This window comes from Paenibacillus sp. UNC499MF (assembly GCF_900107975.1).
GTDB lineage: Bacteria > Bacillota > Bacilli > Paenibacillales > NBRC-103111 > Paenibacillus_F.
Map to the genome: position 1 here is coordinate 56,182 of NZ_FNVF01000009.1, position 17,809 is coordinate 73,990.

Genomic DNA, 17,809 nt, shown 5'->3' on the forward strand with positions numbered 1-17,809 from the left:
GATGATTGCACAGACATGCGAGTCTGCCGCCCAAATCATAGAAGAGGCTAAAATTTTTGCCGGCCGGGAAATCCGGCCGCTCGCAGAAGAAATCGATGTCACAGGCGAGCTGCCCCGCAGCTTAATTAACCGAATGGGCCAATTGGGATATCTGGCGGCCAGTTGGCCGGCGGAATACGGCGGTCTGGGGCTGGATCCTGTGGCATACGGACTGTTTACAGAGCAGATCGGCAAAGCATGCTGCAACACGAGAGCGCTGATAACCGTTCAAACCTCACTGCTGGGAGAGACCATGCTGCGATTCGGCACAGAGGCACAGAAAAGATACTGGCTGCCGCAGATGGCGCGGGCGGAGAAGCTGGGCGCCTTCGCCTTATCGGAACCGAATGTGGGCTCGGATGCCAAAAGCGTACAGACCACCTACCGTAAAGAAGGAAGCCATTATATTCTGAATGGCAGCAAAAAGTGGATTTCATTCGCCGCAATCGCCGATTTTTTCGTCGTGATCGCAGCCGATCCGAACGGGCAGATCACCTCATTCATTGTAGAGCGCGAACGTGAGGGAGTGCATACACGCCCTATGCCGGGCATGCTCGGCAACCGGGGGGCTCACATTGCGGAGATTCAGCTCAATGAAGTGAGAGTTCCGGCGGAGAACGTGCTCGGCATCGTAGGCGGAGGCTTTACTTACATCGTATCCACCGCGCTTGATCACGGCAGATACAGCATTGCCTGGGCCGGAGCGGCAATTGCGGGCGAAGCCCTCGAAGCGATGGTAGCCTACTCCATGTCGCGGTCCCAATTCGGAGAGAAGCTGCACCAGTTCCAGCTCGTCAAAGGGCTGATCGGAGACGCGGTCACCAAGGTTCATGCCGCCCGTACGCTTTGTATTGCCGCAGGTGAAATGCGCAAAAGCGGAGCGGCGGAAGCGGTTGACGAGACAGCGATCGCCAAATATTTTACGTCGAAAGTTGCTGTCGAGGTCACGAACGATACAGTGCAAGTTCACGGCGGCAACGGCTGCCGCACCGGCTACCCTGCCGAGCGGTTGTTCCGTGAAGCCAAGGTGCTGGAAATCATCGAAGGCACCAGCCAAATTCAGCAGCAGGTCATTTCTCAATACGGACTTCGCAAATATGCGGTAAAGAAGCAGGAGGAAGTTCGAATAGGAAAGGATGGGTGATAGCGTGAAGGAACCTCAAAAGCTGGACAAAAGCAACGTTGAAGATATTTTGGCATTGACCCCTATGCAGTCCGGGATGCTGCTTCAATACTTGAGAGATCCCGAAACTACGCAGTATGTAGAGTTGATCGCGCTTGTTGTCAGCGGGGAGCTGGAGCCCTCTTTGTTTGAACGGGCGTGGGCTTACGTCGTGCAGACCAACGAGGCACTGCGGTCCCTGTACCGCTGGAAAGAGGTGAACCAGCCTGTTCAAATCGTGCTGCGGGAACATCGTCCCGTTATTCGTTATGAGGACTATTCCGGTTATCGTGAGAGTGCGCAGGCTGGGCTGATTGCAAACCGGATTGCCTCCGATAAAAAGGAAAAGTTCACGCTGGATCAGGTGCCTTTCCGTCTGACGCTGTGCAAGCAGACCGAACGCAAACACACGCTGCTGATGAGCTTTCACCATATTTTGTTCGATGGCTGGAGCACCGGCATTCTGTTGAAGGAATGGCGGAGCGCGTATCTGACGCTGGCGCAGGGGCAGGAGCCGGAACGGCAGGACAAGCCGCGTCTGAAGCAGTTTATCTCTTTGCTGCAGCAGCAGGACAAGCAGGCACAAGAGGACTACTGGAGCCGGTACTTGCATGACATGCGGAACCGTCCCATCGGCACAAGGAGCGCATTAGCTTCGGGGACACCCGAGATGGCCTTATACACGAAAAAACGGAACAGTACCTTCACTGCCCGCCTTCACCGATGGGTCCGTTCCGCAGAAGTGACGCAGGCCGTTCTTTTATATACGGCATGGGGTATTCTGCTTCAGCACTATACTAACAGTGACGACGTATTGTTTGGTACCACTGTGTCGGGTCGCAATACGAATATTCCCGGAATGGAGCAGATGGTCGGCTTATTTATTAACACGCTACCGTTTCGCATGACGGCGGGTCCGGATAAACTTTTGCCCGGGCTCCTGGCCGAGGTGAATGCCTCTATTCAAGCAAGCGAAGAGCATGCGAACACTTCGTTAACGGATATCAAAACATACGGAGGGCTCAGAGCTGAAGGGAATCCGTTCGATACGCTGGTCGTAGTGGAAAATTATCCGCTGGATGAAGTGCTTACAAGCACCGACGGACCGCTTGTCATGGAGCCTCATCATATTGAGGAAGAGACCGAGTTCGATTTGACACTCCGCATTACCGTGGCGGAAAAGCTGGAATTAACCTTTTCTTATAATAAGCAGGCGTATCCGGAAAATATGATCAAGAGGCTGGCTCATCATTACCTCTACATCCTTGAACAAATCACCCAAGTCTCCACACAGGTTACCGCGTACCGGGAGACAAGGCTTAAGGATATCGGGATTCTTACCCACGAAGAGCGGGAGCAAATTCTGTTATTCAACCTGACAACTTCAAATTATCCCGGCGGGAAAAGTGTTCATGAGCTGTTCGAGGAACAGGCGCTGCTGTCTTCTGAGAGTCTGGCTGTAACGGACGAGCGGCAATCCTATACCTATCGTGAGCTGAACGAGCAGGCTAACCGGATTGCCCGTTCGCTTCAGGCGAAAGGCATGGAAAGCGGCCAGGTTGTGGGCTTGATGGCGAACAGATCCACCGAATTGATTGCCGGAATCTTCGGCATTCTCAAAGCGGGAGGGGTCTATCTGCCGCTTGATTCCGCCCATCCGGCCGAAAGGATCGCCTACATGCTGTCCGATGGCAATGTACGCATAGTGCTGGCTTCACCCGGTCTTGAAGTCCTGATACCGGAAGAAGCTCAGGTGCTGGAGCTGGACGAAGCGCTTCTTCATCGCGGCGAAGCATCCGGGCTGCCTCCGGCAGGCGGTCCGGATCATCCGGCTTACGTCATGTACACCTCCGGTTCGACTGGTAAGCCCAAAGGCGTCATTGTCGGACATCGTGGAATCGTGAGGCTGGTCCGGAACACGAACTACGTCCAGTTTGAAGCGCGTGACCGCGTCCTTCAGGCAGGAGCAATCGGCTTTGACGCACTGACATTCGAGGTGTTCGGAGCGCTCTTGAACGGCGCCAGCCTGCATATTGCGGACAAGCATACCCTGCTGGACAATGCCAGACTGGATACCTTTTTGCGTACGCGCGCAATATCGGGCGGACTGCTGACTCCAGCCTTATTCAATCAGCTGGCCCAGCAGCGTCCGGAAATGTTCGCCGGTATCCGCAACCTGGTCGTCGGCGGCGATGTGCTCTCTCCGAAACACATTGAGGCCGTCCGGCAAGCATGTCCCGGGCTGACGATCTGGAACGCGTACGGTCCTACCGAAAACACGGTCATTTCCACCTGTTTCCGTATCGACCGCGAATTTAACGAGCATATCCCGATAGGGCGTCCTATCAGCAATTCCTCGGCGTATATCGTCGACCGCTACGATAACCTGCTGCCGATAGGCATTCCCGGCGAGCTGATCGTCGGAGGTGACGGTGTTGCCCTCGGCTACTTGAATCGTGCGGAGCTGACGGCGGAGAAGTTTATAACGGATCCCTTCCGCTCAAGCGGGATTATTTACAAGACAGGCGATATGGCGCGCTGGCAGGAAGACGGAACCATTGAATATATGGGACGAATGGACCAGCAAGTAAAAATCCGCGGCCACCGCATCGAAACCGGTGAAATCGAGACGATGCTCCTGCAGCACAAATCCGTGCAAGAAGCAGCGGTGACGGTCCAGCCACGGGGCGCCCAGACTGAGTTATGCGCCTATGTAACCGCTACTGAAACAGTGTCCGTGTCCGACCTGCGGGCATATCTTGCCGCAAAATTGCCCGATTATATGATCCCGTCTCATATTGTCCACTTGGAACGGATACCGCTGACACCTAACGGTAAGCTGGACCGCAAAGCACTGTCTGCGCTTGCTGAGGCTCCGCGCGAAGTTCAGGAAGCTGCGATGCCGAGGACAGAGCTGGAGAATCACATCGCAGACGCCTGGAAAGCCGTGCTTGAGCTGGACCGCATCGGTATCCACGACAAGTATTTTGAAGTGGGCGGCAATTCGATTAACCTCATCCAACTGCAGAGCAAGCTGCAAAGGCAGCTTAAGCGTGAGATTCCGATCGTCATGCTTTTCCAATACCCCACCGTATATGAGTTGGCTGCACATTTGGCAGGCGAAAGTGAACGATCGGCAGATCCCGGAATCGAGAGAGCAGCGGCCGGCAGGAAAAACGAGCAGTCTTCCCTGGCGCAATCCAGCCGTGCGAAGCACGACAATGAGGGTAGCCGGGACATCGCGATTATCGGTTTGGCCGGCAGATTCCCCGGCGCACGAAACGTCCATGAGTTTTGGAGCAATTTGCGGCAGGGCAGAGAGTCGATTTCGTTTTTTTCGGATGACGAACTGGCGGAGTACGGCTTTGACCGTCAGCTTTTGGAACGCCCGGAGTTTGTCAAAGCGAAGGGCGTGCTGGATGAGATGGACCACTTCGATCCGGCCTTCTTCGGTTATACTCCCGATCAGGCGGCGATTATGGATCCCCAGGTCCGGCTCCTGCACGAATGCGCGTGGCATACTCTGGAGGACGCGGGCTGCGACCCGCAACGGTATGCCGGGTCTATCGGGCTGTTTGCCGGGGTAACGAACAATTTCCATTGGCTGTCACAGCTGTCTGACCGCCTGCACGGGAATTTGTCGGATATGTTTGAGGTTGATTCGCTGAACGATTCGTACACGGTCAGCACCCGCATTTCTCATAAGCTGAATTTGAAAGGCCCCGCAATCAGTTTGCAAACGGCATGTTCTACCTCACTGGTAGCTGTGCATCTGGCCTGCCAGTCTATTCTTAACGGGGATTGCGATCTCGCTCTGGCCGGAGGCGCGTCCATCGTGCTCCCTCATAAATCAGGGTATCTGTATCAGGAAGGAATGGTTAAGTCGCCGGACGGCCACTGCCGCACTTTCGATGCCAAAGCAAAGGGAACGATAGGGGGAGACGGCGTTGGTTTAGTGGCGCTCAAATCGCTCGAGGCGGCTATTGCGGATGGCGACCGGATTTATGCGGTTATCAAAGGCTCGGCCATCAACAATGATGGCAGCCGCAAGGTCGGCTTTACGGCGCCAAGCGTACAGGGCCAAGCGGATGTTATCGCCAGGGCCCAAGAAGCCGCGGCAATTCCGGCCGAGAGTATCACCTACGTTGAAGCGCACGGATCTGGAACTACGCTTGGCGATCCGATCGAGATCGAGGCGTTGACGAAGGCATTCCGGACGGACAAGACCGGCTTTTGCCGCATAGGCTCCGTAAAAACGAACATAGGACATCTCGATGCCGCAGCTGGGGTAGCGGGATTGATCAAGACGGCACTGGCGCTTCATTATAAAGAGCTTCCGCCCAGCCTTCATTACGAGACCCCGAATCCGAACATTGATTTCGCGAGCAGTCCTTTCGTGGTCAATACCGGCCTGACTGATTGGCGCAGCGACGGCTATCCGCTGCGCGCGGGAGTCAGTTCTTTCGGAATAGGCGGAACGAATGCCCACGTCATCATGGAAGAGGCTCCGGAACAGGAAAACGCCGGGAAGGGCCGGGCCGATCAGGTGCTGCTATTGTCCGCACAGACACCGGCTGCGCTCGATTCGATGACAGCCAATCTGGGCGTCTATCTCAGAGAGCATCCTTCGGCGAATCTGGCCGACATTGCCTATACCTTGCAGACCGGCCGGCGTCCCTTCAAATACCGTCGCATGCTCTCCTGCAGCACGGTTGAGGAAGCGGTAGCAGCACTGACGCCTTCCGCTGACAGGGCTAGCTTCGATGCACGCAAAGTAATCTCCGGCACGGCCGGAGAGGAACGCGGTTCAATCGTATTCATGTTCTCCGGGCAAGGCTCGCAATATATCAACATGGGGAAGGGGTTGTATGAGACCGAGCCCGTGTTCCGGGAAGAGATGAACCGATGCTTCCGTCTGTATCTCGACATTACCGGCTCTGATATGAAGGTGATGCTGTACCCGGATGCGGGAGCGGAGGCTGCGGCGGCATCCTCTCCCTTAAATCAGACCAAACATATCCAGCCTGCCATGCTTATGCTCGAATATGCGCTCGCGCGACTTCTCCTGTCATGGGGAGTGAAGCCCGATGCGATGATAGGCTACAGCTTCGGCGAGTATGCTGCCGCCTGCCTCGCCGGTGTCATGTCACTGGAAGAGGCGATGCGTCTCATCATACTGCGCGGAGAGCTTATGCAGCAGGTCCCGCCGGGCGGGATGCTCAGCGTGCCGCTTCCTGAGCAAGATATCAAACCTCTTCTTACCGGCTCCCTGTCACTAGCCGTCGTCAACGGGCCTTCCTGCATCGTATCCGGCCCTGAAGAAGAAATCGCCGCATTCGAACAGCAAATGAAGGCGGGCAAATACGTTTGTATGAGATTGCCGGTGTCGACGGCTTCTCATTCTTCGCTTCTTCGCGAAGTGGCGGAGCCTTTCGCCGAGGCCGTCCGGCAGGTGCGTTTGAATCCGCCGCAAATACCGTATGTCTCTACAACGACGGGCAAGTGGATAACGGATGAAGATGCGACAGACCCGGATTATTGGACCCGGCACATGACCGATACGGTTCGTTTTGCGGATGGTATTGAGCGGCTTGTAGAGCAGCAAGGCAGGCTGTTCGTGGAAATCGGCCCCGGACAGGATTTAACACTCCTGGCGCGTCGCTACATCGATACGAAGCGCGGACAGCAGGCATTCAACCTTATGCGGCCTGAGCAGAACAGTATACCGGACACTTCCCTGCTCGTTAACCGGATCGGGAGATTGTGGCTCTACGGCCAGTCTGTCGATTGGAGAGCATTTCATGGGGAAGAACCGCGGCTGCGTCTCTCTCTGCCTGCTTATCCGTTTGCCGGGCAGCGCTATTGGATCGAGTCGGCTGCTGCGAGTAGTTTACTGCCGGCGGGCAGCGCTAAAAGCAAGCTTCAGAGCCCGGGCGGCAAGGTGGCCAAGCAGCCCGACATGTCCGACTGGTTCTATGTGCCGACATGGAAAAAAGAGCAGCTGCTTCCTTGCTCCGCCAACATGAACGCAGCAGACATGGCCGGTAATTGGCTTGTATTCGCCGATGAAAACGGCTTGGCCGCCGATATTATCGCATTCTTGGCCGAGTGTGAAGGGCAAATCATCGTAGTTAGCGCAGGCGAGCATTACGAACAGGCGGCTGCTCATCAATATACCTTGAATCCGCAAAATGAAGATCACTATAGGAAGCTTTTTGCTGATCTGGAAGCTCAGGGAGCACTGCCTGATCGGCTGCTTCATACATGGGGAATTTCCGCCCCATCTTCCCGCAACAGCGGTTCAGCTTGGCTGCGGGCCACACAGGAACGCGGGTACTACAGCTTGTTATACACGGGCAAAGCGCTGAAGAAACAACCTTCGGGACATGAAATGCGCATGTGGGTGCTGACGGATAATATGCAGGCTATTGCCGGCGAGTCTGTCCTGTATCCTGAGAAAGCGACAGTACTTGGACCATGCCGGGTTATTCCGCAGGAATTACCGCACGTTCATTGCCACAGCATCGATATTAACCTGCCGGAAGCGGAAAGCTGGCAGAGAGATAGACTGATCCGCCGTCTGCTCGACGAATTTGGCGCTGCCCGGTTCGAATTGGCGGCTGCCTATCGAGACAACGAACGCTGGGTACTCGGTTATGAACCGGTTAAGGTTACAGAACCTGAAGCGGAAGCGGTGGGACTCCGTCAAGGCGGCGTCTATTTGATCACAGGCGGGCTGGGATATATCGGTCAGGTCCTTGCCGGTCATCTGGCCGGAAGTGTACAGGCGAAGCTTGCTTTTACCAGCCGCTCGCCATTTCCGCCCAAGGATAAATGGGGGCAGTGGCTTGCCGAAAACGGCCCTGAGAATACCGTTAGTGTTCAGATCGGCAAGCTGCAACAGCTCGAATCTCAGGGAGCCGAAGTCCTTGTATGTACAGCGAACTCGTCGGATCAAGAGCAAATGAAAGAGGCTGTCCGGCAAACCGAGGCGGCGTTCGGTCCATTGAACGGGGTTATTCACAACGCCGGTATGACAGGCGAAGCGGCATTCAGGATGCTGGAGGAGACAGACAAAGAATTAAGCGAGCGGCATTTCCAAGCAAAGCTGTATGGACTCCTTGTTTTGGATGAGGTGCTGGCTGACAAGGAGCTTGATTTCTGCCTGCTGGCTTCGTCGCTGTCTCCGATGCTCGGCGGATTAGGTTTTACCGCCTATTCGGCAGCGAACCATTTTATGGACGCCTATGTACACGACCGCAACCGCCGTTTGCGCACGGCATGGACCAGTATCAACTGGGACGGTTGGCAGCTGGAGAAGGAGCAGACGATCCACGGGCAGGCGGGCGCTTCAATATCGGAGCTGCTCATTGCGCCTGAAGAGGGGACCGAGCTGCTGAAGCGCGTATTGTCGGTCCGGGGAGCGAGCCAGATCGTCCTGTCGACAGGCAGTTTGCAGGACCGGATCGACAAGTGGGTGAAGCGGACGGCTCAGGAAGAGGCACCTCTTCCGCAGGGTGACGGCAGCTTCTACACCCGTCCCGCGCTGTCCGGTGAATATATCGCTCCCGCAACTGAGTCCGAACGCAAGCTCTGCGGGATGTGGGAACAGCTTTTCCGGATAGACCGCATTGGGGTACAGGATGATTTCTTCGAGCTTGGCGGAGATTCGCTCAAGGCGATTACGGTCGTGACGGGAATTCATAAAGAAATGAAGGTAGAAATCAGCTTGTCTGGCTTTTTCAATATGCCGACGATCCGGCAGCTTGCCGCCTATATCGATGAGGCCGAACAAAGTGCCTATCAGGATATCGAGAAGGCTCCCTCCCGCGAATATTACGAGCTGTCCTCCGCGCAAAAGCGTCTGTATTTGATCCAGCAGATGGAGCAGGGACATACGGGATATAACGAAATTGTCGCAGGCGTTCTGAAAGGCAGTCTGGACAGGGTCCGAATGGAAGCGGTACTCCGGCAGCTGATAAAGCGCCATGAAAGCTTGCGCACTTCGTTCGAACTGGTTAACGGCTTGCCCATGCAGAAAATCAGCGAAACCGTCGAGTTCGAGGTTGAATATGCGGACTTCAGCGGCGAAATTGGGCCGGGGGAACCGGACGCCGGACTATTAGATGAAGAAGGGGAAACCGCCGAGAAAATCCGCGAAGCAGTGGCGAAGTTCGTGCGTCCCTTTGATTTGACCCGGGCGCCGTTGATGCGCGCCGGACTCATCAAGCTTGAGGATGAGCGGCATGTGCTGATGGTGGATCTTCATCATATCGTGTCGGACGGATTATCGCAGGACATATTCGTTAACGATTTTATGGCTCTGTATGCCAGCCGTGAATTGCCCGAGCTTGTGCTGCAATATAAGGATTTTTCAGAATGGCAGAACCGGATGAAGGAAACGGAGGAGCAGCAGCGGCAGGGGGCATTCTGGCTAAATCAGCTGCGGGATGTTCCACGGCTAGCCCTGCGTACGGATTATCCGCGTCCGGAGTCAAGAAATTTTGCCGGCAGCCGAGTTCCCTTTGATCTGAGTACGGAGCAGACGCAAGCTCTGAAATCGCTCTGCCTGAAGGAAGATGTGACCTTGTTTATGGCGCTTCTCGCCGTTTTCAACCTGCTTCTTGCCAAAGTCTGCGCTCAGCAGGACATTGTGATAGGAACTCCGGTTATCGGCCGCAAACAGCAGTCTCTGCAGCTTATTATCGGTAAATTCGTCAACATGCTTCCGCTGCGGAATCAATTGGATGAAGAAATGAGCTTCGGCGCTTTTCTCCAGGCAGTGCGAGCCACAACCCTTGATGCATTTGCCAATCAGGACTATCAATTTGAGGAAATGGTTCAGCAGTTGGGGCAGGATCGTGATTTGGCCCGTAATCCGGTATTTGATGTTGTATTCGCGCTCCAAAACATGCAGAACCCTGAGATGAGCATTCCCGGCCTGAAGATGGAGCCATTCCCGTTCGTTCACGACGCCTCTCATTTTGATTTGTCTCTGATCGCGGAGGAGGACGGAGAAAGACTGTCCTTTAAGTTCGAATACAGCACCCGCTTATTCCTGCGGGACACGATTGTGCGTTTGGCAGGTTATATGCAGGATATTATATCCGGTGTTCTGGCAAATCCGGACAAGAAGCTGAAGAACATTACGATTGCTCATCATCTAGCAGAGCCGGAACCTGTCTATCTTGCCGGAGCCCGGGGGGAATTCGGACTATGAGCGGACCCGGAGGAGGAAAGGGAGGAATAGGGATGGGGCCAGAAAATCGTTTGGACAGGTTGGCAGTGGCAGCTTCTCAAAAGAGCAAGGAGCGGGATTACTGGCTGTCCGCCTTGTCCGGAGAATATGACAAGAGCGGTTTTCCCGGCGATTACACGCGCGGAGCAGGGGTGACGATTGAAGAAGCTTCGTTCTCCTTTCCGCAGGAGCTGGCGGACCGCCTGCTCCAAGTCAGCAACGAATCGGATTCAAAACTTCATGTCGTACTTAGTGCCGCACTCGCCGCTTTACTGGCCAAAATGTCCAATCGCAGTGTCGTTACGCTGGGAACTCCGATCTACAAGCAGAAGGAAGAGGCGGAATTTATCAATTCCGTACTGCCTTTACGGATCAAGATCGATCATTCGCTTTCGTTCAGGCAGTGCCTTCTTCACACGCAAGATACGGTTGTGGCAGCCGTGGATCATCAGAGCTATCCGATGGAGATGATGGCGGAACAATTGGCGCTTCAGACGGATGATCCCATTGCACATCCATTATTCGAGGCGGCATTGCTGCTCGACAACATTCATGAAGAGCGTTATTTCCGGAATGTGAAATGGACTACGCTGTTTTCTTTTCAAAGGAAGCAGGACCGCATTGGCGGTACGGTTCAATATAATGCGCAGCTCTACCGCAGCGACACCATAAATAAACTCATCTCGCGTTACACGCTTCTGCTGCGGGAAACGCTGGCGAATCCGGATCTTCCGCTGAAGAGCATCGACATTCTGCTGCCGGGAGAGAGAGAGGATCTACTCGGCCCGCTCGCCGGCAGCCCGGCCGAATTTCCTGAACATAAGACCGTTCAGCAATTGTTTGAAGAGCAGACGGCACGGACTCCGCATGCGCCTGCCATCGTTAACCAGGAGCGGCAAATGACGTATCGCGAGCTGAATGAGAAAGCCAACCGGCTTGCCCGGATCCTGCGGGCGGAAGGGATCGGCACAGGCGACATCGTGGGCTTGCTGTTTGCACCCTCCGCCGACATGATGCTCGGTATGATGGCTGTCCTTAAAGCCGGCGGCGCTTTCCTTCCGATAGACCCGGATTATCCCGACGAGCGTCTGACATACATGCTGGAAGACAGCGGCGCACAAGTGGTACTGACACAACAGGCTTTTACCGGCAGAACGGCAGGCCGCAAGACGCTGTTCCTAGACGATGAAAAGTTATTTGCCGGCGAAGCAGGTAATTTGGCATTAGAAAGCACAGCGGATGATCTGGCTTATATTATCTATACATCCGGGTCAACCGGACAGCCGAAGGGTGTCATGATTGAGCACCGTTCGCTAGTCAATCTGGCCTGCTGGCACAATCGCGCATTTCGTGTAACTGCGGAGGACCGCAGCATTAAGTATGCCGGTTTCGGATTTGACGCTTCGGTATGGGAAGTGTTCCCTTATTTGCTTGCAGGGGCATGTATTTATGTCGTACCTTCCGAGATCAGACTGGATGCAAAAAAGCTGGATGATTTTTTCACGAAGAACGGCATTACTATCGCCTTCCTGCCGACACTAATGTGCGAGCAGTTTATGGATTTGCCGGACCGGGAACAGACCCCGCTGCGGATCTTGTTAACGGGCGGAGACCGTTTGAAGCGGTATAAGCCGGGCAGCTACCGGTTGTTCAACAATTACGGTCCTACCGAGAATACGGTCGTGACTACGTTCACTGAAATTAAGCCGGATAACGGAAGCCTTCCGATCGGTCGGCCGGTCGACAATGCCAAGGTTTATATTTTGGACGATAATCTCCGGCTGCTTCCACCGGGATTGCCCGGCCAAATATGTGTTACGGGTGCGGGTCTGGCTCGCGGTTATCTCGGCCGGCCTGAGCTGACAGGGGAGAAATTCGTGCCTCACCCGTTCGTTCCCGGAGAGCGGCTGTATTTGACGGGCGATCTGGGACGATGGCTCCAAGACGGAACGCTGGAGTACTTGGGCCGCCGGGATGACCAGGTCAAAGTACGGGGATATCGCATAGAGCCTGGCGAGATCGAAGCTCTTCTGCGGCGTCACGAAGAAATTCGCGAAGCTGTAATCCACATCAGGGAAGATGAGAGCGGGCAGAACATTTTGTGCGCGTATTATACCGGGCCTGATGATCTTTCCGCCGCTAAGCTTCGGGAGCATCTGTCCGGGCAGCTGCCCGCTTATATGATTCCGGCCTATTTTGTCCGCCTGAACCGGCTTCCCGTAACGGCAAACGGCAAACTGGACAGGAAAGCTTTACCCGATCCGAAAGCACATGTTCATACCGGCAAGGAATACGTGGCCCCACAGGGTGAAACGGAGAACACACTCGTCCGGATCTGGGCCGAGGTCTTGGGGGTTAGCGAAGACAAAGTGGGGGTCCAGGATACGTTTTTCGACCTGGGTGGAAACTCGTTCCAGTTGGTCCAGGTAGTCAATATGCTGAAGGAAACCTTCGGGCATGACATTCCGGTACCCGTTATGTTCCAGTACACCACGGTTTCGGCGCTCAGCGGGTATTTGCAGCGGATGGACAAAGGCGAGGCTCCTGTGCCCCAAGATATGGCCGGCAACGAGGAGATGGATGCTGGATTCGAGACCATGGAACAGACGATGCTGATTTTGGAGGGGGCGCATGATGACTAAAAGCGGACAAGCACAAGCGGCCACCGGGCTTGAAATCGCTGTGATCGGTATGGCCGGACGATTTCCCGAAGCGCGAAATATAGAAGAGTACTGGGATAACCTGAGAAACGGCAAGGAATCGATTCACTTCTTCTCCGACAGCGAACTTGAGTCCGCAGGAATCGATCCCGCACTGATACGAAACCCCAAGTATGTGAGAGCGAAAGGACTCTTACCCGATGCGGAATGGTTTGATTCCGATTTCTTCGATTATTCGCCGCGCGAGGCTGAAGTCATTGATCCGCAGCTGCGGATCTTTCATGAGTGCGCTTGGGAAGCGCTGGAGCACGCAGGCTACGACACGGAGCAGACAAGCGGTGCCGTCGGTCTGTTCGCGGGAGCGTCGTCGAGTATTTACTGGCAGCTGGTGGCCATGCTTTCGCGCAGCGAAAGCACAGCCGAGCAGTTCGCCGCACTGGCTTTGTCGGATAAAGATTTCTTGAGCACGCGAATTTCCCATAAGCTGAATCTAAAAGGCACGAGTGTGAGCGTCGATTCCGCCTGCTCCACCTCCCTGCTGGCCATTCACCTGGCCTGCAGGGCGCTGCTTACGGGCGAATGCCGGATAGCGTTAGCCGGCGGGGTTACCGTAACGGTACCCCGGACGGAAGGCTATTTATACGAGGAAGGGATGGTCAGCTCGCCGGACGGCCATTGCCGTGCTTTCGATTCAAACGCCAAGGGAACCGTCGGCGGCGAAGGAGCGGGTGTCGTTGTTCTGAAGCCGCTTAAGCAGGCACTAGCAGACGGGGACGCTGTTTATGCGGTTATTAAGGGCTCGGCGGCGAACAATGACGGTACGCGTAAAATGGGCTACTCCGCTCCAAGTGTAGAGGGGCAGGCGGAGGTAATCCGGGCGGCGCAGCGGATGAGCCGAGTCGCTCCGGAAAGCATCAGCTATATCGAAGCGCACGGAACCGGTACGGCGCTGGGCGATCCCGTCGAGATCGAAGCGCTTAAGCTGGCTTTCCAGACGGACAAAACAGGGTTCTGCCGGATCGGCTCCGTCAAGACGAACATCGGCCACTTAAACAGCGCCGCCGGAGTTGCGGCGTTCATCAAAACGGTGCTGGCGCTTATGCACAAGCAGCTTCCGCCGAGCTTACACTTCGAGAAGCCTAATCCCAAAATCGATTTTGCCGGCAGTCCGTTTATCGTCAATACGGAACTCACGGACTGGACGAACGAGCTTCAACCGCTAAGAGCCGGAGTGAGCTCGTTCGGCATCGGCGGAACCAATGTGCATGTGGTGCTTGAAGAAGCGCCTCCCCCGGCGGAAGAAACCAAAGGGAGAGATTCACAGCTGCTTCTTTTATCGGCAAAGACGGAATCGGGACTAGAACAAGCTACAGCCCGCTTCCGCGAATATTTGCGGGCCAATCCCGGCGTGTCTCTACCCGATGCGGCCTATACACTGCAAATCGGCCGCAGGGCATTCAAGCATAGACGCATGCTTGTAAGTTCTTCGGCGGAGGAAGCGCTGGAACTGCTGGACAGCCTGCCTCCTGAACGGGTTTACAACCATATCGGCGGCTCTGAACAGCCCAGACTTGTATTTATGTTCCCTGGGCAGGGCGCGCAGTATGTCAATATGGGACTGGATCTCTACAATCATGAGCCCCAATTCCGCGAAGCAGCCGATCGGTGCTTTGAGATTGTCCGTCCGTTGATGGACGTTGATTTAAAAGCTTTGATGTATCCAGCCGATAGCGAAGCGGCCGAAGATCATCATAATCGTTTAAAGCAGACGGACGTGACACAACCGGTCATGTTTATATTCTCCTATGCGCTCGCAAATCTACTGATCGGATGGGGGCTGAAACCCGCCTCCATGATCGGACACAGCGTCGGCGAATATGTGGCCGCTTGTCTGGCAGGAGTAATGACCTTAGAAGAAGCGCTGGAGTTGGTCGTGCTGCGGGGTAAGCTTATGCACAGTCTGCCGGGGGGAGCGATGTTAAGCATACCTTTACCTGAGCAGGAACTCTTGCCGTTCATGAATGAAGGCTTATCGCTTGCGGCAGTTAACGGTCCGGCAATGTGTGTCGTATCGGGATCTTACGAGGCGATAGAGCTTTTGGAAGAAAAGCTGGACCGGAAAGGGCAGGCCTGCACAAGGCTGCATACGTCACATGCCTTTCACTCCCTCATGATGGAACCGGCAATGGAGCCGTTTCGGCTGAAGTTGAGCGGAATGAAGCTGCAAGCCGCACACATACCCTATATTTCAAATGTAAGCGGAGGCTGGATCACGAAGGAAGAAACAGTCGATCCCGATTACTGGGTACGTCATTTGCGCGGCACCGTCCGCTTTGCCGACGGTCTTAGCGAGCTGCTGCATGACGACAAGGCCGTGTTTGTGGAAGTCGGTCCCGGCAACACATTAAGCGCATTCGTGCGTCGTCATCCGGATAAGAAGGAGCGGCATGCCGTCATCAATCTTATCCGGCATGTGAAGGAGCAGGTGCGGGACGACTATTATTTGCAGCAGCAGGTGGGACGCTTGTGGCTGGAAGGTGCCCGGCCCAATTGGAAGGCGTTCCACGCGAACGAAAAGCGCCGGCGGACAGCTTTGCCGACGTATCCGTTTGAGCGTCGGCGGTACTGGGTCGATCCGCCTTTTGATACGGATGTTCTAAAGCAAGGACTTGTCCGCAAGCAGACGAAGGAACCTATACCCCAAAGCGCTGCCGGTCCGGTTAAAAAGAACGCCGCGCGGGAATGGCTGTACACGCCGATCTGGGAACGTTCTCTGTTGAACGAAGCGGCGGGTGCGGCAGCGGGCATGAACGCCAAAAGCACTTGGCTTGTTTTTACGCCAGAGCATGGAATAGGTTCCCGGCTGGCAGCGCGGTTGCAGCAAGAAGGTCATCGCGTCGTTTCGGTTTATCCGTCGAATACGTTTGCTCAGCAAAATGATCATGCGTACGGGATCGATCCGGGGCAGGGAGAGCATTATACCCGTCTGCTGCAAAGTTTGAAGGAAGCCGGCACAGTGCCGGAGCGTATTGTTCATGCTTGGCTGACCGGGGAGAGCGAACACACCGAGGGGTGGACCGCTTCCTGCAGCGCAAGGGTACTCGACAAGGGTTATCTCAGCCTTATTTCACTGACTCAGGCGATCGGGACTTGCGGACTGCAGGATGAACTGCAGCTATCGGTCATAACGTCGGGAATGCAAGAGGTGACAGGAGTGGAGCGGGTGCTGCCGGAACAAGCAACGGTGCTTGGGGCATGTCTGGTTATCCCGCAGGAATACGGCAATGTGCGCTGTCGAACCATCGATATAGCGGATTCGCCGGGGCAGGAGGACTCAGAACATCGGCAGCAAGCGCTATTGGGCCGGTTGCAGGCCGAATTAACCGCTTTTTCCGAGGAGATTTTCGTCGCGTATCGCGGTCCGAACCGCTGGGTGCAGACCTACGTTCCAATACCGCCCCCCGCGGCTGTCGAAGAAAATTTCGGCCTCAGGGAAGAGGGGGTATACCTGATAACCGGAGGCTTGGGCGGTATAGGAATGACCTTAGCGGAGCATCTGGCGAAGACCGTGAGAGCCAAGCTCATCCTTATCGGCCGATCGGGAATAAGGGAAGGAGCGGATTGGCGCCACTATGCCGAACATACGACCGACGAAGCTCAGGCGATTCAGCTGCAAAAGCTCAAGGAGCTGGAGCAGGTTGGAGCCGAGGTACTGGTCTGCAAAGCGGATGTAAGCGACGAGCAGCAAATGGAGCAGGCCATAGCCCGGGCGCTCGACCGCTTCGGCACGATTCACGGCGTTATACACGCGGCCGGCACGCCCGATGGAGCGCTCATTCAGCGGCGCACCCGGGAAATTGAGGAGCATGCATTGGCGGCCAAGGTGAACGGCACGCGTGTCCTTGAGCGAGTGCTGGCCGGAAGGAAGCTGGACTTCCTCGTATTGTGCTCTTCTCTGACCAGCGTGCTGGGCGCTTTGGGCCAAGCGGGGTACTGCGCGGCCAATGCGTTTCTCGATGCTTATGCCTACCGCAAACGCGCGCTGGACGATACGCATGTGGTCGCGATTGATTGGGACGGGTGGCAAACCGTCGGAATGGCCGCGGCGGCTGAACAAGAAGTCGCCGTCGCTGCGGCTCAAGCGGGAGTGTCGGCACAAGGCCCGGACAAGCGGACCCGGCTGTTACCGGACGAAGGAATCGCCGTTTTCCGGCATGCACTGGCTTGCGGTCTGCCCCAGGTAACGGTATCGACGACGGATTTGAGTTTGCGGCTGCATGCCGCCCGCACTTCATCCTTGCAATCTCTCGTGGATGGGGAGAAGAGCGGTCTATCCCGCACAACGGCACGTTCCGGCGTCAGCACGCCGTTTGCACCTTCGGAGGACGAACTGGAGCAGACTTTAACTGAGCTATGGCGTGACTATCTGGGTATCGATCAAGTCGGCCTGCATGATAACTTCTTCGAGCTGGGAGCCACCTCGCTCGATATGATTCAAATGAACTCCAAGCTCCAGCGTTCACTCCGGCAGGAAGTGTCAGTCGTTGACATGTTCAGCCATCCGACAATTCACGCACTCGCCGGGCTGCTGAGAAGATCGCAATCGGGAACCGCTCTGCAGCAAGAAGCGGCGGACCGTACAGAACTGATACAGGACGGAAAGAACAGGCTGCAGAAGCGGCTGCAAAAAAGGAATAGAACGTGAAGGAG

The 17,809-nt window shown here is 55.5% G+C and carries 4 protein-coding genes; all 4 read left to right on the plus strand.

The genetic code is table 11. The features are described 5' to 3' along the window. Nucleotide 1: 1 nt before the first annotated feature. From C4S74_RS18335 to C4S74_RS18350, 4 genes are read left to right on the plus strand one after another with little or no spacing between them, the layout of a single operon-like run. Nucleotides 2-1,183 carry an acyl-CoA dehydrogenase family protein gene (locus C4S74_RS18335; RefSeq protein ID WP_103996736.1) on the plus strand — a complete coding sequence of 394 codons (1,182 nt, stop codon included), beginning with the start codon at nucleotides 2-4 and terminating at the stop codon, nucleotides 1,181-1,183. After that, the gene (locus C4S74_RS18340) at nucleotides 1,176-10,421 is read left to right on the plus strand and encodes a hybrid non-ribosomal peptide synthetase/type I polyketide synthase (protein WP_103996737.1); all 9,246 of its coding nucleotides are present in this window, start codon (nucleotides 1,176-1,178) and stop codon (nucleotides 10,419-10,421) included. Before C4S74_RS18335 ends, C4S74_RS18340 begins: the two co-directional genes overlap by 8 nt. Nucleotides 10,422-10,453: 32 nt before the next feature. Then, nucleotides 10,454-13,081, plus strand: coding sequence for an amino acid adenylation domain-containing protein (locus C4S74_RS18345; protein WP_258042533.1), 2,628 nt, complete (start codon nucleotides 10,454-10,456; stop codon nucleotides 13,079-13,081). Then, nucleotides 13,071-17,804, plus strand: coding sequence for a type I polyketide synthase (locus C4S74_RS18350; RefSeq protein ID WP_258042534.1), 4,734 nt, complete (start codon nucleotides 13,071-13,073; stop codon nucleotides 17,802-17,804). The genes C4S74_RS18345 and C4S74_RS18350 overlap by 11 nt, the downstream gene beginning before the upstream one ends. Nucleotides 17,805-17,809: the final 5 nt, after the last annotated feature.

Excerpts from the sequence above, each read along its gene's own strand:
- C4S74_RS18335 (WP_103996736.1), top strand. The coding sequence starts at position 2 with ATGATTGCACAGACATGCGAGTCTGCCGCCCAAATCATAGAAGAGGCT.
- C4S74_RS18340 (WP_103996737.1), top strand. The coding sequence starts at position 1,176 with ATGGGTGATAGCGTGAAGGAACCTCAAAAGCTGGACAAAAGCAACGTT.
- C4S74_RS18345 (WP_258042533.1), top strand. The coding sequence starts at position 10,454 with ATGGGGCCAGAAAATCGTTTGGACAGGTTGGCAGTGGCAGCTTCTCAA.
- C4S74_RS18350 (WP_258042534.1), top strand. The coding sequence starts at position 13,071 with ATGATGACTAAAAGCGGACAAGCACAAGCGGCCACCGGGCTTGAAATC.